The 20,851-nt window shown below is 72.0% G+C and carries 22 protein-coding genes; 14 read left to right on the top strand and 8 right to left on the bottom strand.

From position 1 onward, the window contains the following. Positions 1-290 precede the first annotated feature (290 nt). Positions 291-1,907, bottom strand: a complete 1,617-nt coding sequence (locus tag KUM03_RS27290; protein WP_217252316.1) for an MFS transporter — start codon at positions 1,905-1,907, stop codon at positions 291-293. A 154-nt stretch (positions 1,908-2,061) separates the two neighbouring features. On the opposite strand from KUM03_RS27290, the gene KUM03_RS27285 reads away from it, so the two are divergent. The 3 genes from KUM03_RS27285 (at position 2,062) to KUM03_RS27275 (ending at position 4,983) form a co-directional block, all read left to right on the top strand. Further along, the gene (locus KUM03_RS27285; protein WP_217252313.1) at positions 2,062-2,715 is read left to right on the top strand and encodes a TetR family transcriptional regulator; all 654 of its coding nucleotides are present in this window, start codon (positions 2,062-2,064) and stop codon (positions 2,713-2,715) included. 114 nt (positions 2,716-2,829) lie between these two features. Continuing rightward, positions 2,830-4,038, top strand: a complete 1,209-nt coding sequence (locus tag KUM03_RS27280; protein WP_217252311.1) for an alpha/beta hydrolase — start codon at positions 2,830-2,832, stop codon at positions 4,036-4,038. Positions 4,039-4,113: 75 nt separating this feature from the next. Beyond that, positions 4,114-4,983, top strand: a complete 870-nt coding sequence (locus KUM03_RS27275; protein ID WP_217252309.1) for a DUF4429 domain-containing protein — start codon at positions 4,114-4,116, stop codon at positions 4,981-4,983. Between the two features lie 137 nt (positions 4,984-5,120). Here KUM03_RS27275 and KUM03_RS27270 read toward each other — a convergent pair whose 3' ends face one another. Then, on the bottom strand, positions 5,121-6,137 hold the full coding sequence (locus KUM03_RS27270) for an aldo/keto reductase (RefSeq protein ID WP_217252306.1): 1,017 nt from the start codon (positions 6,135-6,137) through the stop codon (positions 5,121-5,123). Continuing rightward, positions 6,134-6,619, bottom strand: coding sequence for a MerR family transcriptional regulator (locus tag KUM03_RS27265; RefSeq protein WP_217252304.1), 486 nt, complete (start codon positions 6,617-6,619; stop codon positions 6,134-6,136). The genes KUM03_RS27270 and KUM03_RS27265 overlap by 4 nt, the downstream gene beginning before the upstream one ends. Before the next feature lie 97 nt (positions 6,620-6,716). On the opposite strand from KUM03_RS27265, the gene KUM03_RS27260 reads away from it, so the two are divergent. The 3 genes from KUM03_RS27260 to KUM03_RS27250 are packed head-to-tail and all read left to right on the top strand — an operon-like array spanning position 6,717 to position 8,217. Further along, entirely contained in the window at positions 6,717-6,965 is a 249-nt protein-coding gene (locus KUM03_RS27260; RefSeq protein ID WP_374225395.1) for a hypothetical protein, read from the top strand. 18 nt (positions 6,966-6,983) lie between these two features. Continuing rightward, the gene (locus KUM03_RS27255) at positions 6,984-7,805 is read left to right on the top strand and encodes a serine hydrolase (protein WP_217252301.1); all 822 of its coding nucleotides are present in this window, start codon (positions 6,984-6,986) and stop codon (positions 7,803-7,805) included. Between the two features lies 1 nt (position 7,806). Further along, complete coding sequence (locus KUM03_RS27250; RefSeq protein WP_217252299.1) at positions 7,807-8,217, top strand: hypothetical protein; 411 nt, start codon at positions 7,807-7,809, stop codon at positions 8,215-8,217. Between the two features lie 4 nt (positions 8,218-8,221). On the opposite strand, the gene KUM03_RS27245 is transcribed toward KUM03_RS27250, so the two are convergent. Next, positions 8,222-8,884 carry a pirin family protein gene (locus tag KUM03_RS27245; RefSeq protein ID WP_217253023.1) on the bottom strand — a complete coding sequence of 221 codons (663 nt, stop codon included), beginning with the start codon at positions 8,882-8,884 and terminating at the stop codon, positions 8,222-8,224. Positions 8,885-8,992: 108 nt separating this feature from the next. Between KUM03_RS27245 and fasR the strand changes: the two genes are divergently transcribed. From fasR to KUM03_RS27220, 5 genes are all read left to right on the top strand, one after another. Next, positions 8,993-10,198 (top strand): CdaR family transcriptional regulator, encoded by a 1,206-nt coding sequence (fasR, locus tag KUM03_RS27240; RefSeq protein WP_217252297.1) that lies wholly within the window; start codon positions 8,993-8,995, stop codon positions 10,196-10,198. Positions 10,199-10,287: 89 nt separating this feature from the next. Beyond that, a complete protein-coding gene (locus KUM03_RS27235; RefSeq protein WP_217252294.1) occupies positions 10,288-11,226 on the top strand; it encodes an ACP S-malonyltransferase in 939 nt (312 codons plus the stop codon). Between the two features lie 16 nt (positions 11,227-11,242). Further along, complete coding sequence (locus KUM03_RS27230; RefSeq protein ID WP_217252292.1) at positions 11,243-12,274, top strand: ketoacyl-ACP synthase III; 1,032 nt, start codon at positions 11,243-11,245, stop codon at positions 12,272-12,274. A 79-nt stretch (positions 12,275-12,353) separates the two neighbouring features. Next, a complete protein-coding gene (locus KUM03_RS27225) occupies positions 12,354-12,602 on the top strand; it encodes an acyl carrier protein (RefSeq protein ID WP_043373398.1) in 249 nt (82 codons plus the stop codon). Positions 12,603-12,688: 86 nt separating this feature from the next. After that, on the top strand, positions 12,689-13,978 hold the full coding sequence (locus KUM03_RS27220) for a beta-ketoacyl synthase (RefSeq protein ID WP_217252290.1): 1,290 nt from the start codon (positions 12,689-12,691) through the stop codon (positions 13,976-13,978). A gap of 77 nt (positions 13,979-14,055) precedes the next feature. Here KUM03_RS27220 and KUM03_RS27215 read toward each other — a convergent pair whose 3' ends face one another. Continuing rightward, a complete protein-coding gene (locus KUM03_RS27215; protein WP_217252288.1) occupies positions 14,056-14,550 on the bottom strand; it encodes a DUF3145 domain-containing protein in 495 nt (164 codons plus the stop codon). A gap of 263 nt (positions 14,551-14,813) precedes the next feature. On the opposite strand from KUM03_RS27215, the gene KUM03_RS27210 reads away from it, so the two are divergent. The 3 genes from KUM03_RS27210 (at position 14,814) to KUM03_RS27200 (ending at position 18,340) form a co-directional block, all read left to right on the top strand. Next, positions 14,814-15,740, top strand: coding sequence for an SGNH/GDSL hydrolase family protein (locus tag KUM03_RS27210; RefSeq protein WP_217252286.1), 927 nt, complete (start codon positions 14,814-14,816; stop codon positions 15,738-15,740). Between the two features lie 64 nt (positions 15,741-15,804). Continuing rightward, the gene (locus KUM03_RS27205; protein WP_217252283.1) at positions 15,805-16,782 is read left to right on the top strand and encodes an aldose epimerase family protein; all 978 of its coding nucleotides are present in this window, start codon (positions 15,805-15,807) and stop codon (positions 16,780-16,782) included. A gap of 277 nt (positions 16,783-17,059) precedes the next feature. After that, positions 17,060-18,340: a pyroglutamyl peptidase gene (locus KUM03_RS27200; RefSeq protein ID WP_217252281.1), complete on the top strand. Its 1,281-nt coding sequence runs from the start codon at positions 17,060-17,062 to the stop codon at positions 18,338-18,340. Here the strand turns inward: KUM03_RS27200 and KUM03_RS27195 are convergent. The 3 genes from KUM03_RS27195 to KUM03_RS27185 form a co-directional block, all read right to left on the bottom strand. Then, positions 18,312-19,115, bottom strand: a complete 804-nt coding sequence (locus KUM03_RS27195) for an EI24 domain-containing protein (RefSeq protein WP_217252279.1) — start codon at positions 19,113-19,115, stop codon at positions 18,312-18,314. The two genes, KUM03_RS27200 and KUM03_RS27195, sit on opposite strands and share 29 nt — an antisense overlap. 126 nt (positions 19,116-19,241) lie before the next feature. Further along, the gene (locus tag KUM03_RS27190) at positions 19,242-19,661 is read right to left on the bottom strand and encodes an organic hydroperoxide resistance protein (protein WP_217252277.1); all 420 of its coding nucleotides are present in this window, start codon (positions 19,659-19,661) and stop codon (positions 19,242-19,244) included. Positions 19,662-19,777: 116 nt separating this feature from the next. Further along, positions 19,778-20,800, bottom strand: coding sequence for an NADP-dependent oxidoreductase (locus KUM03_RS27185; protein ID WP_217252275.1), 1,023 nt, complete (start codon positions 20,798-20,800; stop codon positions 19,778-19,780). Between the last annotated feature and the right edge of the window lie 51 nt (positions 20,801-20,851).

Here is a 20,851-nt window from a genome sequence, read left to right as displayed (position 1 = left end):
GTAGCCACGTCCGGCCACGTGAGCGGGGGTACCCGCACGAGTCGGCTCCGGTGCTCGCCGTCATCAACTCGTTGAACTCCTCGTGGAGTTCGGGTACCCCCGTACGGCGGCTCATGCCTGCCCGGGGCGTGCTGCCTGCGCGCTGCCCCCCTCCAGCAGCGCGCCGCAGCCTCTCGCCCTCCGTGCCCTGCGGAGGACTTGACCCACTGTGACCTGCGAGGTCCGTCGGAGGGGAGGGTTCACCGGCCCTGTCACCCGGATAGGCGAACAGGGCCGGGAACATACAGGGATCAGATGTGGCCCACGCCCGCACCGGCCTCCGCGTTCTCACCGCGCTTGGTGAGGAAGGCGACCAGCACGGCCACGGCGGCCACCCCGGCGGCGACGAGCGACGCCAGGCTCATGCCGGAGATGAAGGTGTCGTGCGCGACGTCGGTGATCTTCGCGGCGATCTGCTCCGGGGTGCCCTCGGGCACCGGCGCGATGCCCTGCTGCACCGCCTGGGCCGTCAGCTCCTCCTGGGCCGGCGTGAGCGCGGGCAGCCCCGCGTCCGTCCAGTTGCCCGCGAGGTCGCTGTCGACCTTGGAGGCCATCACGGCGCCCAGCACGGCGGTGCCGAGGCTGCCGCCGATCTGCATCGCCGCCTGCTGGAGACCGCCGGCGACGCCCGACAGCTCCATCGGGGCGTTGCCCACGATGACCTCGGTGGCGCCCACCATGACCGGTGCGAGTCCGAGACCGAGCAGCGCGAACCAGACGGACATCGCGACGCTGCCGGTGTCCTTCTCGAGCGTGGACATGCCGTACATGGCGACCGCGGTGAAGACCATGCCGCCCGCGAGCGGCACGCGCGGCCCGACCTTGGTGATCATCGCGCCGGCCAGCGGCGAGGCGACGATCATCATCGCGGTGAGCGGCAGCAGGTGCAGGCCGGCGTCGATGGGGCTCATGCCGTGCACGTTCTGGAGGTAGAACGTCACGAAGAACAGGCCGCCCATGAAGGCGATGGCCATCAGGACCATCAGGACGACACCCGCCGACAGCGGCACCGAGCGGAACATCGCCAGCGGGATCAGCGGCTCCTTCACCTTGGTCTCCCAGAAGGAGAAGGCGGCGAAGCCCGCCACCGACACCGCGATGAACAGCCAGGTCTGGCCGGAGCCCCAGCCCCACTCGGGCGCCTTGATGAGCGCCCACACCAGGCAGAACATGGAGGCCGACAGCAGGACGATGCCGACGATGTCGAAGGAGCGCGGCGCGTTCTCGGCCCGGTGGTCCAGCAGGATCAGTACGCCGAGCACCACGGCGAGGACGCCGACCGGCACGTTGATGAAGAACACCGACTGCCAGTTGACGTGCTCGACCAGCACGCCGCCCAGGATCGGGCCGCCCGCGGTGGACGCGCCGATGACCATGCCCCAGATGCCGATGGCCATGTTGAGCTTCTCGGCCGGGAAGGTGGCCCGCAGCAGGCCGAGCGCGGCCGGCATCAGCAGGGCGCCGAACAGTCCCTGGAAGACACGGAAGACGATGACGGCGGCGATGCTGTCGGAGAGTCCGATGGCTCCCGAGGACGCGGCGAAGCCGGCCACGCCGATGAGGAAGGTCTGCCGGTGGCCGAAGCGGTCACCGAGCTTGCCCGCGGTGATCAGGGAGACCGCGAGGGCGAGGAAGTAGGCGTTGGTGATCCACTGCAGCTCGGACCAGCTGGCGCCGAGGTCCTTGCCGATGGCCGGGTTGGCGATGGCCACGATGGTGCCGTCGAGGGCCACCATCATGACCCCGACCGCGACGGTGATGAGGGTGACCCACGGGTGTCCGCGCAGCCCCGTGGCCGGCGCCGGGCCCGACGGGGTGGACGGTCCGTCCCCCGGCCCCGTCTTGTCGATGGTGGTCTGACTAGTCATACCGGCGAGGCTAATGACAGCCGCTGACAGTTGACAAACGGTTTCACCGGTCGGTAACTGACAGGACATCTGCGGCTAGCCTGAACTGCGGAAACGACGCGAGAACGACAGCACGGCGACACGCCCGAGCCGACCGAGGAGCGACCTTTTGAAGATGGCGGAGACAGCGCCCCCGCAGGGTCTGCGCGAGATGAAGAAGCAGCGGACCCGGGACACCCTGCTGCGCTCCGCCCTCGAGCTGTTCACGGCGCGGGGCTACGAGGCGACGACCGTGGACGACATCGCGGAGGCGGCCGAGGTCTCGCAGCGCACCTTCTTCCGCTACTTCGCCAGCAAGGAGGAGGCCGCCTTCTTCGTGTCACGGCTCGCGGAGTCGCACTTCGTCGACGCCGTACGCCGCCGGCCGCCCGAGGAGGCGCCGCTGGACGCGCTGCGACACGCCCTCGTGGAGAGCTGGGACACCATCGGGGAGGCCGTCGAGCAGCTCGTTCCGCTGGAGCTGCACATGCGGTTCTACCGGGTGATCGAGTCGACGCCCGCCCTGCTCGCCGCCCACCTGCGGCGCGCCACCGAGCTGGAGGAGGAGATCGCCCGCGTCGTCGCCGACCGCGAGCACCTCGACGTCGACGCGGACCCCCGGCCCCGCGTGGTCGTGGCCGTCTTCGGGGCGGTCATGCGGGTCACCGAACGGATCTGGTCGACGCGGGACGACGCCGGCCTCGCGGCGCTGCGCGAGCTGACCTCCGCCTACCTCGACCAGGTCGAGCCCGCCCTCACCGGCGACTGGCGGACCGGGGGGACCTCGTAAAACTTCGTAAAACCGCGTAGGAACGCCATAGGAGCCCCCTACCAGAAGACCGAAACGTGATCCGTGTCACTGGATTCACGCGAGACCGTCCCGTTCTCCTAGTGTGTCCTCCCAGTGACTTCCTTCGACACCTCCCCGCAACTCAACGTCTGGCGCGCACTGCTTGCCCTGGCCGTGGTGTTCGTGATGCTGGCGACCACCGGCTGGACCGCCCTGCGCAACCAGCGGGGGCCCACGGCACTCGAAGCGTCGGTCACGGCCTGGGAGCACGGCCGGATCGACGGACGCCGGCTGCCCGACGCGCAGTCGGCTCCCGCCCGGCTGGCCCGCTTCTTCGCCTCGCTCTCCGACTGGCAGCGCACGAGCCTGGCCCGCCGCTACCCCCTCGCCGTCGGCAACATGAACGGCGCCCCCGTGGACGTGCGCTACCTCGCCAACCGGGCGGCGCTGCGCAAGGCACGCGCGGTGGAGCGACTACGGATGCACGACAAACGCCTGTCCCCGTCCGGGAAGCGCGAGGCCGGCCGGCGCGCACACCGCTACGACTCGATGCTGGACCCCGACCGCCACATCCTCGCCTTCGACCCGGCGGGCTCGGGCAAGGTCGCCGAGGTGTTCGGGAACCTGAACCGCGCCGACCGGGTGTCCGTCGTCGTGCCCGGCGTGGACACCGAACTGCTCACCTTCCAGCGCACCGACCGCAAGTACTCGGCGCCCGCCGGCATGGCCGAGTCGCTGTACGCGGCCGAGCACGAGGCGAGCCCGGGCACGCGTACGGCCGTGATCGCCTGGGCCGACTACACCTCCCCCGACGGACTCGGCATGGAGGCGGCCACGGCGACCCGAGCCGCGGACGGCGCCGTCCGGCTGAACGCCCTGCTGCGGGCGCTGCCCGGCCGGGCCCCGGTCTCCCTGTTCTGCCACAGCTACGGCTCGGTGGTCTGCGGACTGGCCGCCGACCACCTGCCCGTCCGGGTGACCGACATAGCGGTGGCGGGCAGCCCCGGCATGCGCGTCGAGAAGGCCGCCCACCTGAACACCTCCGCCCACGTGTGGGCGATGCGGGACGCCGACGACTGGATCCAGGACGTGCCGTACATGGAGGTCGGCGGCCTCGGACACGGCGCGGACCCGGTGTCCGCGGCGTTCGGGGCACGGGTGCTGTCCGCGCGGGGCGCCCAGGGACACAGCGGCTACTTCGTGCCGGGCACGGAGAGCCTGCGGAACTTCGCGGAGATCGGCGTTGGCGCATACCGCACGGTCGCCTGCGCCGCAGAGAACGGCACATGCCGGGCGGGTTTGTCCGAAGCAGTGGCCGCCTGACGCGCGTAGAGGTGCAGATACTCCGGTTTGCACGGGGAGGGGACGGAAGAGCTCGTGCCGCATACGATGAGCCGCATGGGTGACGTACTGGCCGGATTTCATGCCGCCTGGGAGTTCGAGTCCGACTCCGTGCTCATCCGCTACGAACGAGGGATTCGAACACCCAAGCTGTTCCAGGCCCTGGGGGAACGCCGTGTACCCCTGGAGGCGATCGCCGGCGTGACGCTCACGCCCGGCAGGCGCGGCACCGTCGTGCTGCGCGTCGAGCCGCGCCCGGGCGCCGACCCGCTGATGGAGGCGGCGGCCGGGCAGCTGAAGGAAGGGTGCGACCCGTACCGGCTGGTGCTGCCCGCCGAACGGGAGGTGCTCGCGGAGTACTACGCCGACGAGCTGCGCGGGCTGCTGACCGAGTCCGGCAAGACCGAGCGGTACCTGGTGGCGGCGCCCGAGGCGCCGCTGCACTTCAAAGCGTACGACGGGAAGGCGTCCTTCGACGGCACGTCGGTGTCCTTCCGGTGGTTCTGGACGGGCGCGTCGTCGGCGAAGTGGAAGGCCGGCGACCAGACGTTCCCGGTCGCCGGCCTGGGCGGGGTGGAGTGGCGCTCCCCCGAGCTGTTCGACGGGTACCTGCGGCTGCTGCCGCGGGACGCGTCCGCCACGGCCGCCGCGCCGGCCGTTCCGCAGGCCGACCAGGATCCCGCCGCCGTCGTGTTCGGGCTCGGGTACGGGCCGGTGCACGAGTCACTGCCGTTCGCCGCGGCGGTGCTGGCGGCGGTGCGGGAGCGGGGCGCGGGCGCGCCGGTTCCGGTGCCCGTGCCGGCGCCTCGGCGGGACCCGGCGGACATCGCCGAGCGGATACGGCATCTCGGGGAGCTGCATCAGGCGGGGCTGGTGACGGACGAGGAGTTCTCTTCCAAGAAGGCGGAGTTGTTGGCGGAGCTGTGACGCGTCTGCCGGGTTCGGTCTCGTCGTCGGGTGCGGGTCGTCAGTGGCTGGTCGCGCCCACGCGGTGGAGCCGCAGATCGAAACAGCCCCGCGCCCCTGGGGACGCCGCGGTGCCCGGCGCCCCACAGTGTCCCTCCCTACTCCCGTCCGGCAGAAGTGAACGTCATGTCCGCGTAGCGGTCGCCCGCGACCTTCTCCGCGATCGGGTCCAGCAGGGCCAGCTCGGTGTCCGTCAGGACGATCCGCGTCGCCGCCGTGTTCTCCTCCACCCGGGTCGGCTTCCGGGTGCCCGGGATCGGGATCACCGGCAGGCCGTGCACCTCCGCCCGCTGCTGGGCCCAGGCCAGGGCGATCTGGCCGAGGGTGGCGCCGTGGGCCTCGGCGACCGTGCGGACCGGGTCGAGGAGGGCCGCGTTGGCCGCCGCGTTGTCGCCGGTGAAGCGGGGCTGCTGACGGCGGAAGTCGCCGTCCGTGAGGTCCTGGTCGGCGTCGGCGAAGGCACCGGTGAGGAAGCCGCGGCCGAGCGGCGAGTACGGGACGAGGGCCACGCCCAGTTCACGGGCGGCCGGCACCACGCCCGCCTCGATGTCCCGGCTGAACAGCGACCACTCCGACTGCACGGCGGCGATCGGGTGGACCGCCTGCGCGGCCCGCAGCTCGTCGCCCGTCACCTCGCTCAGCCCGAGGTGCTTGACCTTGCCCTCGCGCACGAGGTCGGCCATGACGGCGACGGTCTCCTCGATCGGGACGTTCACGTCGCGCCGGTGCATGTAGTAGAGGTCGATGACGTCGATGCCGAGGCGCTTCAGGCTGCCCTCGACGGCCTGGCGGACGTACGGCGGGTCGTTGCGGATGATCCGCTTCGTCGGGTCGTCCGGCGGGATGGACAGGGCGAACTTGGTCGCGATGACGACCTCGTCGCGGTGGGCCCGGAAGAACGGCGCCAGGAACCGCTCGTTCTCGCCCGCCCCGTACGCGTCGGCCGTGTCGTACAGCGTGACGCCGAGTTCCAGCGCCCGCTCCAGGGTCGCCCGTGACGCGTCGGCGTCCGAGGGGCCGTATCCGAAGCTCATGCCCATGCAGCCCAGGCCCTGGACGCCCACCTCGGGGCCGCCGTCGCCGAGCCGCGTCGTCGGGATCCTGCTGTCGGTCATCGGGTGCTCTCCTTTTCACGGGCGCGTCCGGCGTCCCCGTAGAAGCTGATCTTCCGGTCGAGTACGGCGAGGGTGTCCTGGAGTTCGGCGATCCGCGTCAGCACGTCGCGGCGCGTGGACTCCAGCAGTTCCCGCCGGTCGAGGTAGGTGTTCTCGCCCTCGCGCACCAGCTCCGCGTACCGGACCATGTCGGCGACCGGCATGCCGGTCATGCGGAGCTTGCCGACGAAGTCGAGCCAGTCCAGGTCGCGGTTGCTGTAGCGGCGCTGCCCGGTGTGCGAGCGGTCGATGTGGGACATCAGGCCGATCCGCTCGTACCAGCGCAGGGTGTGGGCCGTCAGCCCGGTGAAGGCGACGACCTCGCTGATGGTGTAGCGGTCCTGCCCGTCCGGCCTCGGGTGGCGCGGGGGCGGGGCGGAGCAGATGTCCGTGCTGGTGGAGTCCGGCGCGAGCGTCCCGGCCGTGGTCTGCATCACCGTCATGAGCCACACGCTATGACCTTGGAGTGCACTCCAAGCAAGCGCGTACGGCGGGAAGACGGCGGGATGGCGTGCGTCGCAGCTGATTGGCATGCCCGGCATGACCTTGTACGCCGTGCGCTGCCCGAGGACGGAGCGCCCTGGGACGCCGGCCACCCCGGTGGCCAGGACGCTCGACTACCGCATCGGGGGCGCGAGCAACCCGCGGGGCATGGAGGCCCTGCTGGAGTGGTTCCGCGAGCGCGGCGCCCGGCGGGTCCGCCTCACCGCGTCCGCGCAGGCCGATCCCATGTACGTGTCGATGGGCTTCGCGCCCGAGCCGGACCCCTTGCTGGAGCTGAGGCTCTGAGCGCTTAGGCTCGACGCCATGTCCTTGCAGAGCTTCGCGTTGATCGAGAACTGGCCGGTTCCCTCCGCCGCGGCGGGCGTCGTGCGCGCCGACGGCACGATCCTGGGCACCCACGGCCCGGTCGCGCACCGCTTCCCCCTCGCCTCGGTCACCAAGCCGCTCGCGGCGTACGCGGCGCTCGTCGCGTACGAGGAGGGCGCGATCGAGCTGGACGAGCCCGCGGGGCCGCCCGGGTCGACGGTCCGTCACCTGCTCGCGCACACCTCGGGCCTGGCCTTCGACGAGCACCGGACGACCGCCCCTCCCGGTGAGCGCCGGCTGTACTCCAACGCCGGTTTCGAGCAGCTCGGCGACCACATCGCGAAGGCGGCGGACATGCCGTTCGCCGAGTACGCGCGGCAGGCGGTGCTGGAGCCGCTGGGCATGACGCACACCACTCTCGACGGCTCCCCGGCGAAGGACGGGGTGTCCACGGTCGAGGACCTGCTCCGGTTCGCCGCCGAGGTGCAGGCGCCGCGTCTGCTGGACCCGCGCACGGTCGCCGAGGCGATGACGGTCCAGTACCCGGGAACGAAGGGCGTCCTGCCGGGCTACGGCCACCAGAACCCCAACGACTGGGGGCTCGGCTTCGAGATCCGGGACGGGAAATCCCCCCACTGGACGGGCGCCGCCTCCTCGCCGCGCACCTTCGGGCACTTCGGCCAGTCCGGTACGTTCCTGTGGGTCGACCCGGACGCCCGGCTCGCCTGCGTCGCCCTCACCGACCGCGCGTTCGGACCGTGGGCGGTCGAGGTCTGGCCGGCGTTCACGGACGCGGTGCTGGCGGAGGCGCGCGGCTGAGGTGGGCTACTCCCTGGGCCTTTACCGGTTCTCCGACGGCGAGTTGGCCGACTTCGACATGGACGTAGTCCGGGCGGTCCTCTCGCCCGTCGCGGCCGGGCCAGCGGGGGTGATCGACGGGGCCACGGAGTACTGGATCCGCTCCGCCGACGGCAGCGAGGTCGAGGTGATCGTCTCCGGCGGCCAGATCAGCGTGATACGTCCACAGGTCGGTGACGTGTGGAAAATCATCATCGAGCTGGCGGATCGGCTCCGTGCGGCGATCCTCGACCCCGACGGCAGGGTCCTGTGCCGGGAGGAGATGCGCGGACACCTCCCCGAGGGCATGGAGCACGATGCCGTCTTCGTCCCGGAGATCACCCTCGCGGCCTTCGAGAGGGCGGCGGGCCCGTTCACGCACCCGCTGACCTGACGCGTCAGCGGGCCGCCATCTCCCAAACCAGCAGCTCCGCGCCGGACGTCGCCCCCGCCACCGCCTCCACGCCCTCGGCGTCCGTGACGCGGGCCGCGTCCCCCGCGCCCAGCGCCTCCCCGCTCAGCACCACCTCGCCCCGCACCACGTGCACGTACACGCAAGCCCCGTCCGGCACCGCCGTCCGCTCCCCCGCTCCCAGTCGCCGCACGTGGAGCATCGCGGCGGACTCCGGGACGGCGTACGGGGTGGAGTCGGCGATGCCGCGGACGATCTCGTAGGCGGGGTCGCCGCCGGGGTCGAGCGGGGCCAGCCACATCTGGACGAAGGTCAGGGGCGCGGGGCCGTCGTTGCGCTCGACGTGGCGTACGCCAGCCGCCGCGCTGAGGCGCTGGACGTCACCGGCCCGCACGACCGTCTCGTGGCCCGCGGTGTCCCGGTGGGTCAGCTCGCCCTCCACCACCCACGTGACGATCTCGGTGTGGCTGTGCGGGTGCTCGTCGAAGCCGGCGCCGGGGGCGAGGTGCTCCTCGTTGCAGGCGAGCAGGGCGCCGAAGCGCAGGTTGTCGGGGTCGTAGTGGGGGCCGAAGGAGAAGGCGTGCCGTGTCTCGATCCCGGCCGCCGGGTCACCGCCCTGGTAGCGCTCGTCGGCGCGCCGTACGTCCATCACGCCGTCCACCGTAGCCCCGGCGCGCCCGGTGGCCGAGGGCGGCCGAGGCCCCGAGCACCGCCCCGGCGACACGTGCACCCGTCCCGATAAGGCAGTCTTGTCCCCGTGCCCGAACCCGAGACCAGCAAGCCAGAGCCCGCGGCGCGCGCCGTCCATCCGCACACCGCGACCCTGAAGCGGCTGGAGCAGTCCTCCGGATCGCTCGCCGCGCAGGCCATCGCGCGCATGGACGAGACCCTGCCGTGGTACCGGGCCATGCCACCGGAGAACCGTTCCTGGATCGGGCTGGTGGCCCAGGCGGGCATCGCCGCGTTCACCGAGTGGTTCCGGCGGCCGGACGCGCCCCAGGCCATCTCCACCGACGTCTTCGGCACCGCGCCGCGCGAGCTGACCCGGGCGATCACGCTGCGGCAGACCGTGGAGATGGTGCGGACCACCATCGAGGTGATGGAGTCCGCCATCGACGAGGTCGCCGCGCCCGGTGACGAGTCGGTGCTGCGCGAGGCGCTGCTCGTGTACGCCCGGGAGATCGCTTTCGCGACGGCCCAGGTGTACGCGCAGGCCGCCGAGGCACGGGGTGCCTGGGACGCGCGGCTGGAGTCGCTGGTGGTGAACGCCGTGCTCAGCGGGGAGGCCGACGAGGGGGCCGTGTCCCGGGCGGCCGCGCTGGGGTGGAACTCGCCCGAGCATGTCTGCGTCGTGCTGGGCACCGCGCCCGACGGGGACTCCGAGCTGACCGTGGAGGCGATCCGGCGGGCGGCGCGGCACGCCAAGCTCCAGGTGCTGACCGGGGTCCTCGGGGACCGGCTGGTGGTGATCGCGGGCGGCAGCGACAACCCGCTCGCCGTGGCCAAGTCGCTGATCGGGCCGTTCGCGCAGGGGCCGGTGGTGGCCGGTCCGGTGGTGCCCGACCTGCTCGCCGCGACCCGGTCCGCGCAGGCCGCCGCCGCCGGCCTCAAGGCCTGCACCGCCTGGCAGGACGCCCCGCGCCCGGTGCTGGCGGACGATCTGCTTCCGGAGCGCGCGATCGCCTCCGACCCCTCGGCCCGCGTGCAGCTGGTGGAGGAGATCTACAGACCGCTGGAGGAAGCCGGGGCGGCGCTGCTGGAAACGCTCAGCGTCTATCTCGAACAGGCGAGCAGCCTCGAAGGGGCCGCCCGGATGCTCTTCGTTCACCCGAACACCGTGCGCTACCGGCTCCGACGTGTGACTGACGTCACCGGGTGGTCACCCTCTGATGTACGGTCTGCGTTCACACTGCGGATCGCGCTCATCCTGGGGCGTCTGGCCGATGGAGATCCGCAACTCTAAGCTTTTGTCGGGGGTCTACAAAACCCCCTCGTGTTCTATGTCCCTGTCCTCACGGGCGGCCGCGCCCGTCCTCAAGAGAGAGTGTGAGAGTGCTCGTACTCGTCGCTCCCGGCCAGGGTGCCCAGACGCCCGGCTTCCTGACTGACTGGCTCGCCCTTCCCGGCGCCGCCGACCGCGTCGCCGCATGGTCCGACGCCATCGGACTCGATCTCGCCCACTACGGCACCAAGGCCGACGCGGACGAGATCCGTGACACGTCCGTGGCGCAGCCGCTGCTGGTCGCCGCGGGTCTGCTGTCCGCCGCGGCACTCGGTGACATGTCCGAGATCGCGCCGGGCGCGGTCGCGGGTCACAGTGTCGGTGAGATCACCGCCGCCGCGTTCGCCGGTGTCCTCGACGACACCGCCGCGCTGGCCCTCGTACGCAAGCGGGGTCTGGCCATGGCGGACGCCGCCGCGGTCACCGAGACCGGCATGTCGGCGCTGCTCGGCGGCGACCCCGAGGTGAGCGTCGCGCACCTGGAGAAGCTCGGCCTGACCCCGGCGAACGTGAACGGCGCCGGTCAGATCGTGGCGGCCGGCACTATGGAGCAGCTGGCCGCGCTGAACGAGGACAAGCCCGAGGGCGTGCGCAAGGTCGTCCCGCTGAAGGTGGCCGGCGCGTTCCACACGCACCACATGGCGCCCGCCGTGGACAAGCTCGCCGAGGCCGCGAAGGCGCTCGCGCCCGCCGACCCGAAGGTGACGTACGTCTCCAACAAGGACGGGCGGGCCGTCGCCTCCGGCGCCGAGGTGCTGGAGCGCCTGGTCGGGCAGGTCGCCAACCCGGTCCGCTGGGACCGGTGCATGGAGACGTTCAAGGAGCTCGGCGTCACCGCGCTGATCGAGGTGTGCCCCGGCGGCACCCTGACCGGCCTGGCCAAGCGTGCGCTGCCCGGTGTGAAGACCCTGGCCCTGAAGACCCCCGCCGACCTCGACGCGGCCCGCGAGCTCGTGGCCGAGCACGCCGGACACGCCGAGCAGGCCTGACAAGGAGCGCGAGAGCATGTCGAAGATCAAGCCCAGCAAGGGCGCCCCGTACGCGCGCATCCTCGGTGTCGGCGGCTACCGCCCGACCCGGGTCGTGCCGAACGAGGTGATCCTCGAGACGATCGACTCGTCCGACGAGTGGATCCGCTCGCGCTCCGGCATCGAGACCCGGCACTGGGCGGGTCCGGACGAGACCGTCGCCGCGATGTCGATCGAGGCGTCCGGCAAGGCGATCGCGGACGCCGGGATCGACGCCTCGCAGATCGGCGCCGTGGTCGTCTCGACCGTGTCGCACTTCAGCCAGACCCCGGCCGTCGCGACGGAGATCGCCGACAAGCTGGGCACGGACAAGGCCGCCGCCTTCGACATCTCGGCGGGCTGCGCGGGCTTCGGCTACGGCCTGACGCTGGCCAAGGGCATGATCGTCGAGGGTTCGGCGGAGTACGTCCTGGTCATCGGCGTGGAGCGGCTCAGCGACCTGACCGACCTGGAGGACCGGGCCACGGCCTTCCTCTTCGGTGACGGCGCGGGCGCGGTCGTGGTCGGCCCGTCCCAGGAGCCGGCGATCGGCCCGACCGTCTGGGGCTCGGAGGGCGACAAGTCCGAGACGATCAAGCAGACGGTCCCGTGGGACCGCTTCAGGATCGGCGACGTCTCCGAGCTGCCCCTCGACTCCGAGGGCAACGTGAAGTTTCCTGCGATCACGCAGGAGGGCCAGGCGGTGTTCCGCTGGGCCGTGTTCGAGATGGCGAAGGTCGCCCAGCAGGCGCTGGACGCGGCCGGGATCAGCCCGGACGACCTCGACGTCTTCATCCCGCACCAGGCCAATGTGCGGATCATCGACTCGATGGTGAAGACACTGAAGCTGCCGGAGCACGTCATGGTCGCCCGTGACATCCGCACCACCGGCAACACCTCGGCCGCCTCGATTCCGCTCGCGATGGAGCGGCTCCTGGCGACCGGCGAGGCGAAGAGCGGCGACACCGCGCTCGTCATCGGCTTCGGGGCGGGTCTCGTCTACGCCGCGACGGTCGTTACCCTCCCCTAGGCACTCCGTGCCGGATCATGCGGTCCGGAGCGGAACACAAGAGCCACCCACTCTGGAACATCTACGAAGGAGCGCCATCATGGCCGCCACTCAGGAAGAGATCGTCGCCGGTCTCGCGGAGATCGTGAACGAGATCGCCGGCATCCCGGTTGAGGACGTCCAGCTGGACAAGTCCTTCACCGACGACCTGGACGTCGACTCGCTGTCCATGGTCGAGGTCGTCGTCGCCGCCGAAGAGCGCTTCGACGTCAAGATCCCGGACGACGACGTCAAGAACCTCAAGACGGTCGGCGACGCGACCGAGTACATCCTCAAGAACCAGAAGTGACCTCCGGTCGCTGACCCTGGGCTGACTGCCCCGCCACCCGGCGGTGGCGCCGTACGAATCCGTATCCCGTTGGAGAAAGAATTCCCGTGAGCTCGACCAAGCGCACCGTGGTCGTCACCGGTATCGGCGCAACCACACCGCTGGGTGGCGACGCAGCCTCGACCTGGGAGGGCCTGGTCGCCGGCAAGTCCGGCGTCAAGCCCCTGGAGCAGGAATGGGCCGCCGACCAGGCGGTCCGCATCGCCGCGCCCGTCGCCGTGGACCCCTCCGAGGTCATCCCGCGGCCGCAGGCCCGCCGACTGGACCGCTCGGCCCAGTTCGCGCTGATCGCCGCGCAGGAGGCCTGGAAGGACGCCGGTTTCACCGCCAAGGCGGGCGAGGCGACCGAACCCGGTGAGGGCGGCGGCGTCGACCCCGACCGGCTCGGCGCGGTCATCGCCTCCGGCATCGGCGGCGTGACGACCCTGCTCGACCAGTACGACGTGCTGAAGGAGAAGGGCGTCCGCCGCGTCTCCCCGCACACCGTCCCCATGCTGATGCCGAACGGCCCCTCCGCCAACGTGGGTCTGGCCGTGGGCGCCCGCGCGGGCGTGCACACGCCGGTCTCCGCCTGCGCGTCGGGCGCCGAGGCCATCGGCTACGCCATCGAGATGATCCGCACCGGCCGCGCCGACGTCGTCGTCGCGGGTGGCACGGAGGCGGCGATCCACCCGCTGCCCATCGCCGCGTTCGGCAACATGATGGCGATGTCCAAGAACAACGACGACCCGCAGGGCGCCTCGCGTCCCTGGGACACGGGCCGTGACGGCTTCGTCCTCGGTGAGGGCGCCGGCGTCCTCGTCCTGGAGTCCGCGGAGCACGCCGCCGCGCGCGGCGCCCGCGTCTACGCGGAGGCGGTCGGTCAGGGCGTCTCGGCCGACAGCCACGACATCGTGCAGCCGGAGCCGGAGGGCCGCGGCATCTCGCACGCCCTGCAGAACCTGCTGGACCGCTCCGACCTGGACCCGGCCGAGATCGTGCACGTCAACGCGCACGCCACTTCGACGCCGGCCGGTGACATCGCCGAGCTGAAGGCGCTGCGCAAGGTCCTCGGCGACGACGTCGACCACATGGCGGTCTCCGGCACCAAGTCGATGACCGGTCACCTCCTGGGTGGCGCGGGCGGCGTGGAGTCCGTGGCGACGGTCCTCGCGCTGTACCACCGGGTGGCGCCGCCGACCATCAACGTCGAGAACCTCGACCCGGAGGCCGAGGCCAACGCGGACATCGTGCGCGGTGAGGCCCGGAAGCTGCCGGTCGAGGGCCGCATCGCCGCGCTGAACGACTCGTTCGGCTTCGGCGGCCACAATGTCGTACTCGCGTTCCGGACGGTCTGAGCGGCTTCCGTAAGCGTGTGAAAGGGCCCCACCGGTCGGTGGGGCCCTTTCACATGTCCGGGTACGGCTCCCGAGACTCAGACCACCTGGTGCAGCCAGCGCACCGGGGCGCCCTCCCCCGCGTAGCGGAAGGGCTCCAGCTCGTCGTCCCAGGGCTTGCCGAGGAGGCCCGCGATGTCGGACTCCAGGTCGCTCTCGCCGTGCTGGGAGCGGGTCAGGGCGGCCCGCAGGCGGTCCTCGGGGACCAGGATGTCGCCGTGGATGCCGGTGACGGCGTGGAAGATGCCGAGGTCGGGGGTGCAGCTGTAGCGCTCGCCCTCGGCGTTCGCGGACGGCTCCGCGGTGACCTCGAAGCGCAGCAGCTGCCAGCCCCGCAGCGCCGAGGCGAGCTTGGAGGCGGTGCCGGCCTGGCCCTGCCAGGAGAACTCCGAGCGCCAGGTGCCGGGCGCGGCGGGCTGCCGGATCCAGTCCAGGCTGACGCGCGTGCCGAGCACCCCGGCGACGGCCCACTCGACGTGCGGGCAGAGCGCGCGCGGCGCGGAGTGCACGTACAGGACTCCACGTGTCGTCACCGGAACCTCCGGGCTGAGCGGGACATCTCGGAACAGGGTGAACGGCCCGCGGCCGGGCGGGCCACGTTGATGGCGAGGCTACCGTGCGCCGGGGCGCGGAGTGTGACGTACCGTCGGTCCCGGTGCCGACAAACCTCCGCCATTCACCCGGCAGGACGCTTGTGCGGGTGTGAGACGCAGCATCGCCGCCCCCGGGAACCCTCGCGCGGTGTCATGGGTTGAGCACACTGGAGGCACGAGGCGAGACGAGGGACGGGACCGGCATGGGGCAGGGCAGGGAGCGCGGGGCGCGGCGCGTCCGCCGCCGTGCGCGTGCCGTACTCGCCGTCCGCGCGACGGCCGTGCTGACGGCGGCCGTCGTCGGCGCGGCGGGCTGCGACGCGGTGGGCGGTGACTCCCCCGCCCCGTCCGCCTCCGCGTCGAAGAGCCCGAAGCCCGCTCCGCTGTGGGACACCAGCCCGGAGTCGGTCGCCGCCGTGGGCGACTCCATCACGCGCGGCTTCGACGCGTGCGCGGTCCTGTCGGACTGTCCCGAGGTCTCGTGGGCCACCGGCACCAGCGCCGAGGTCGACAGTCTGGCCGTACGGCTGCTGGGGAAGGCTCAGGCGGCGGAGAACAGCTGGAACTACGCGGTCACCGGCGCCCGGATGGCGGACCTGACGGGGCAGATGACGCGGGCGGCGGCGCGGAAGCCGGAGCTGGTGGCGGTGATGGCCGGGGCCAATGACGCCTGCCGGGCCACGACCTCCGCGATGACGTCGGTGGCCGACTTCCGGGCGCAGTTCGAGGAGGCCATGGGCACCCTGCGCGAGAAGCTGCCGAAGGCGCAGGTGTACGTCGCGAGCATCCCGGACCTGAAGCGGCTGTGGTCCCAGGGGCGCACCAACCCGCTGGGCAAGCAGGTCTGGAAGCTGGGCATCTGCCCGTCGATGCTGGCGGACGCGGACGCGCTGGACTCGGCGGCGGTCTCGCGGCGCAACACGGTGCGGGACCGGGTGGAGGACTACAACGCGGTGCTGCGGGACGTCTGCGCGAAGGACCGGCGGTGCCGCACCGACGGCGGGGCGGTGCACGAGTTCCGGTTCGGCACGGACCAGTTGAGCCGCTGGGACTGGTTCCACCCGAGCGTGGACGGCCAGGCGCGGCTGGCGGAGATCGCCTACCGCGCGGTCACCGCGAAGAAGCCCTGACCCCTGGCCCTGACTCCAGCCCTGACCCGTTCTGACCTGGGCGGCGTGTCCTAGAGTTCCGCACATGAACGAACTCTTCGGCACACTTCCCGACGGCACCCCCGTTCACCGCTGGACCCTTCAGCGGGCCGGCGTACGGGTGCGGGTCCTGTCGTACGGCGGGATCGTGCAGTCGGCCGAGGTCCCGGACCGGGACGGGAACCGTGCCGACGTGGTGCTGGGGTTCGCCGGTCTGGACGGCTATCTCGCGCACCCGGAGCCCTACTTCGGGGCGCTCGTGGGCCGGTACGCCAACCGGATCGCGGGCGGCCGTTTCCCGCTGGACGGGCGGACGTACGCGCTGGCGCTCAACAACGGGCCGAACTCGCTGCACGGCGGCGAGCGCGGCTTCGACAAGCGCGTGTGGGACGTGGTGCCGGTGGCGGACGGTGTCCGGCTGAGCCGGGTCAGCCCGCACGGCGAGGAGGGCTTCCCGGGCCGGCTGGAGATGTCGGTGACGTACGCGCTGGACGCGTCGGGTGCGCTGCGGATCGTCTACGAGGCGGTCACCGACGCGCCGACCGTGGTGAACCCGACCAACCACAGCTACTTCAACCTGGGCGGGCCCGGGTCCGGGCACGCGGGCGGTCACGAGCTGCGGCTCGCCGCCTCCCGGATCACGCCGGTGGACGCCGACCTGATCCCGGCGGGCGCGCCCCAGGACGTGACGGACACGCGCTTCGACTTCCGGCGCCCGCGCAAGGTCGGCTCCGGCTACGACCACAACTTCGTCCTGGACAAGGGCGTGACGGACACCGCCGTCGAGGTCGCCGAGCTGTACGACCCGGCGTCGGGGCGGGCGCTGACCGTGTCGACGACCGAGCCGGGCCTCCAGCTGTACACCGCCGACCACCTGGGCGAGCCCTTCGCGCCCGGCGACGGCGTCGCGCTGGAGACGCAGCACTTCCCCGACTCCCCGAACCGCCCGGAGTTCCCCAGCACCGTGCTGCGGCCGGGTGAGGTGTTCCGCTCGGAGACGGTGTACGGCTTCTCGGTGCGGTAGCGGGCGCGTACGGGCTTCGGCCGCGGTACTGAGCCCCGGCCCGGCCGTCAGGTCCCGGGCCGGGGCTGCTCGCGGGGGCACGCCGTCGGGCGGCGGCCCGTCTCAGACGTTAATCGCCGCCGAGATCCGGTGACCGGTGATCGAGCGTCCGAACCGGAGTTCGTACGAACCCTTCACAAACGCCCATGAGCCGGTCGCCGTAGCGCGCGTCCCTCCCGTCACGCGATACTGCCGCCGTCCGCAGCGCACCCCACGGCGACGGAAGGCCTGGACTCCCTTGACACACATACGCGTTCGAACCGGCGTACTCGGACTGGCCCTGGTGGCGGGACTCGTGGTCCCCGCGACGGCCACGGCGGCTCCCCCGAGGGCCACCGCACCCGCACCCACCGTCGAGGAACGGCGACTCGACGGCGAGGTGCCCCAGGAGATCCTGCGGCGCTCCGGGTTCGCCGGGGTGGCACCGGCGTTCGCCCGCGGGCTCGGGCGGGCCGACTCCTACCGGGAGGCCCGCCGTCTCGCCGCGCGCGAGGGCTCGGCGCTGTGGCGGCGGGCGGTGGACCGGGCGCAGGGACGCGGCCCCGCCCGCGGGGACATCACCCGCGACGACGACCGGCCGCTGTACTGGGCCCGGCTCGGGATGACCCGGGAGCTGCGCACCTGGAATCCGGGGTTCCAGCTGACGGAGCGGCAGCGGGACGCGCTGCTCGGCGTACTGGAGCGCACCTCACGCGGCCAGACCGACATCGACCTGCCCGGCGGGGAGCAGCGGGGCAAGGGCCTCAAGCGGGTCCTGCTCACCGGTTTCGACCCGTTCACCCTGGACCGCGACATCCGGATCTCCAACCCGTCCGGCGCCGCCGCGCTCGCGCTGGACGGCACCGTGATCCAGACGGAGGCGGGTCCCGCGCGGGTGGAGACGGCCGTGTTCCCGGTGCGGTGGCGGGACTTCACGCAAGGGGCGGTGGAGGAGGCGCTGCGGCCGTACCTGCCGCGGGTGGACCTGTTCACGACGGTGAGCCAGGGCCGGGTCGGGCGGTTCGACGTGGAGCGGACCAACGGGGCGTGGCGGGGCGGCTTCCCCGACAACGACAACGTCTCCCGTACGGAGACGGTGCCCGTGGCCGCTCCGGCCTCGCAGCCGCAGTGGACGACCACGACGCTGCCGTACGAGGCGATCACGGCGGCGGACACCGGCCGGTTCCCCGTGTACGACAACACGAGCGTGACGGAGATCCCGGCGGGGGGCACGGAGGCGGTCGTACGGCCGGACGGGCCGACGCCCGGTTCGACGGCCCGTGCGGGCGGCGGCGGGGACTACCTCTCCAACGAGATCGCCTACCGGGCGACCCTGCTGCGGGACCGGCTCGGCCTGCGCAGCACGCTGCCGGGCGGGCACGTCCACACGCCGGTGCTGCGGTTCGGGGCGGAGAACGCCGACCCGGCGACGGGGACGGTCACCGACCCCGCGTTCGTGCGGAACCGGCTGGACATCGTGGCGCAGGTGCGGTCGATCGTGGCGGTGGCGGTCAGTGCGTCGGAGCCGGACCGGAGCTGACCGCCGGGTCCGCGGAATCGCCGTCCCGGACCTCCTCGCCCAGCAGTTCGCGGGCGAGGAGGGTGGCGCCGGCGACCGCGCCCGGCATCAGGAACACCGCGACGAAGGGCACCAGGAAGGAAACGGCCAGCGGGGTGCCGTAGCCCCAGACCAGCGTCTTGCGGGAGCGCAGGAGGGCGAGCCGGTCGCGCAGCTCGACGCCGCGGCGCTGGAGGGCGACGGAGGTCAGCTCCTCGGTGAGGAAGAAGCCGGTGACGAAGAAACCGACCACCGGGACGACGGTCTGCCCGACCACCGGGATGAAGCCGAGCGCGAAGAGCAGTACGCCCCACAGGACGGCGCGGACCAGGACGCGGAGGCTGTCGCGGCCGGAGATCCACAGCTCGCGCAGGAGCGGCAGGTTCGACTCGGGGGCGGTGCCGTCCGGGGAGACGTCCCGGTCGACGCGTTCGGAGAGGCTCTCGTAGAAGGGCTGGCCGATCAGGAGGGTGACCGCGGTGAAGGTGAGGACGGCCAGGAGCAGCGCGAGGGCGAAGAGGACGGCGGTGAGGAAGCCGCGGAAGAGGCCGGACCAGGGGCTCGACCAGTCGTCGGCGAAGGGGGTCGCCCAGGCGACGAAGTCCGTGCCCCACAGCGCCAGCGACACCAGCGCCGCCACGTACAGGACAAGGGTGATCAGGCCGGGGACCAGCCCGAAGCCGTAGCTCTTGCCGTGCCGGGCCACCCAGCGCTGGCCCTTCAGAAGATGACCGAATCCCGCCCCAAGATCGCGCATGGGCGGAACTCTACCGGGACTGTACCGGCCGGACGGAGGCCGCCGGAGCGCGCCGGAGCGCGCCGGAGGCCGCACCCGCATGTGCCGGGTGCGGCCTCCGGTGAGTCCCGCGCGACGGGCTCGCGGTCAGACGAGCGTCACGGTGATGTTGCCGCGGGTCGCCTTCGAGTACGGGCAGACCTGGTGGGCCTTCTCCACGAGCGAGCGCGCGGTGGCGGCGTCCACCGACGGGATCTCGGCGGAGATCTCGACGATGATGCCGAAGCCGTCGTCGTTCTTGCCGATGCCGACCTTCGCGGTGACGGTCGAGCCGGAGACGTCGGCGCCCTCCTGGCGGGCCACGACGGCGAGCGCGCCCTGGAAGCAGGCGCTGTACCCGGCGGCGAACAGCTGCTCCGGGTTGGTGCCGGCGCCGTTGCCGCCCATCTCCTTGGGCGGGTTCACGACCACGTCGATCTTGCCGTCATCGGTGGCGACCCGGCCGTCGCGGCCGTTCTCGGCGGTGGCGACGGCGGTGTAGAGGACCTCGGACTGCTGAATGGGCATGCGGTTGTCTTCCTCCTCGGTCCGCCGTGACTCGCGCCCACGACCACGACGGATTTCGGAAAGACGCTACCGCATGCCGGAAATTCAGTGAAGGCCGCTCTTGCCACGCGGGGGCGTCAGAGCTTGACGATCATCTTGCCGGTGTTGTCGCCGCGCAGGACCCCGAGGAACGCCTCCAGGTTGTTCTCGATGCCCTCGACGACCGTCTCGCGGTACTTCAGCTCGCCGGAGCGGACCCAGGGGCCGACCTCCTGGACGAACTGCGGCTGGAGGTCGTAGTGGTCGCCGACCAGGAAGCCCTCGATGCGGCCGCGGGTCTGGATCAGGCGGGCGAGGTTCTTCGGGCCGGGGGCGGGCTCGGTGTTGTTGTAGACGGAGATCGCGCCGCAGATGGCGATGCGGCCGTCCCGGTTGAGGGACCCGATGGCGGCCTCCAGGTGGTCGCCGCCCACGTTGTCGAAGTAGACGTCGATGCCGTCCGGGGCGGCGGCGCGCAGCTGCTCGCTCACCGGGCCGTCCTTGTAGTTGAAGGCGGCGTCGAAGCCGTACTCGTCGAGGAGCAGCTTGACCTTCTCGTCCGAGCCCGCCGAGCCGATGACGCGGGAGGCGCCCTTGAGCTTCGCGATCTGGCCGACCTGGCTGCCGACGGCGCCCGCGGCACCGGACACGAAGACGGAGTCGCCCTCCTTGAAGGACGCGGTGCGCAGCAGCCCGGCGTACGCGGTCAGGCCCGTCATGCCGAGCACGCCCAGGTACGTCGACAGCGGCGCCGCCTCCGGGTCGACCTTCACGGCGTTCTTCGCGTCCACGGCGGCGTACTCGCGCCAGCCGAAGAAGTGCAGGACGTGGTCGCCGACGGCGATGCCCTCGGCGTCGGAGGCGACGACCTCGCCGACGGCGCCGCCCTGCATGGCCTTGCCCAGCTCGTAGGGGGCGACGTAGGACTTGGCGGCGCTCATGCGGCCGCGCATGTAGGGGTCGACGGAGACGTACAGGTTGCGCACGAGCACCTGGCCCTCGCCCGGGGTGGGCAGCTCCGCCTCGACGAGGGAGAAGTCCTCGGGCTTGGGCCAGCCGACGGGGCGGCTGTCCAGGTGCCATTCGCGGTTGACGGCGGGGAGGGAGGGGGAGTCGGTCATGGCGCACCTTCCTGGTGGCGGACGGGGAGGAAATACTTCAGCCTCTGAAAC

It is taken from the genome of Streptomyces sp. AC602_WCS936 (assembly GCF_019049125.1).
Classification (GTDB): domain Bacteria; phylum Actinomycetota; class Actinomycetes; order Streptomycetales; family Streptomycetaceae; genus Streptomyces.
This window is presented reverse-complemented; position numbering and strand designations above follow the sequence as displayed.

Bases quoted from the DNA above. Each gene is read 5' to 3' on its own strand.
- KUM03_RS27205 (WP_217252283.1), top strand. From the start codon at position 15,805: ATGAACGAACTCTTCGGCACACTTCCCGACGGCACCCCCGTTCACCGC.
- KUM03_RS27190 (WP_217252277.1), bottom strand. From the start codon at position 19,661: ATGCCCATTCAGCAGTCCGAGGTCCTCTACACCGCCGTCGCCACCGCC.
- KUM03_RS27185 (WP_217252275.1), bottom strand. From the start codon at position 20,800: ATGACCGACTCCCCCTCCCTCCCCGCCGTCAACCGCGAATGGCACCTG.
- KUM03_RS27270 (WP_217252306.1), bottom strand. From the start codon at position 6,137: ATGACCGACAGCAGGATCCCGACGACGCGGCTCGGCGACGGCGGCCCC.
- KUM03_RS27225 (WP_043373398.1), top strand. From the start codon at position 12,354: ATGGCCGCCACTCAGGAAGAGATCGTCGCCGGTCTCGCGGAGATCGTG.
- KUM03_RS27245 (WP_217253023.1), bottom strand. From the start codon at position 8,884: ATGGACGTACGGCGCGCCGACGAGCGCTACCAGGGCGGTGACCCGGCG.
- KUM03_RS27260 (WP_374225395.1), top strand. From the start codon at position 6,717: ATGACCTTGTACGCCGTGCGCTGCCCGAGGACGGAGCGCCCTGGGACG.
- KUM03_RS27290 (WP_217252316.1), bottom strand. From the start codon at position 1,907: ATGACTAGTCAGACCACCATCGACAAGACGGGGCCGGGGGACGGACCG.
- KUM03_RS27275 (WP_217252309.1), top strand. From the start codon at position 4,114: ATGGGTGACGTACTGGCCGGATTTCATGCCGCCTGGGAGTTCGAGTCC.
- KUM03_RS27210 (WP_217252286.1), top strand. From the start codon at position 14,814: ATGGGGCAGGGCAGGGAGCGCGGGGCGCGGCGCGTCCGCCGCCGTGCG.
- KUM03_RS27265 (WP_217252304.1), bottom strand. From the start codon at position 6,619: ATGACGGTGATGCAGACCACGGCCGGGACGCTCGCGCCGGACTCCACC.
- KUM03_RS27255 (WP_217252301.1), top strand. From the start codon at position 6,984: ATGTCCTTGCAGAGCTTCGCGTTGATCGAGAACTGGCCGGTTCCCTCC.
- KUM03_RS27285 (WP_217252313.1), top strand. From the start codon at position 2,062: ATGGCGGAGACAGCGCCCCCGCAGGGTCTGCGCGAGATGAAGAAGCAG.
- KUM03_RS27230 (WP_217252292.1), top strand. From the start codon at position 11,243: ATGTCGAAGATCAAGCCCAGCAAGGGCGCCCCGTACGCGCGCATCCTC.
- KUM03_RS27195 (WP_217252279.1), bottom strand. From the start codon at position 19,115: ATGCGCGATCTTGGGGCGGGATTCGGTCATCTTCTGAAGGGCCAGCGC.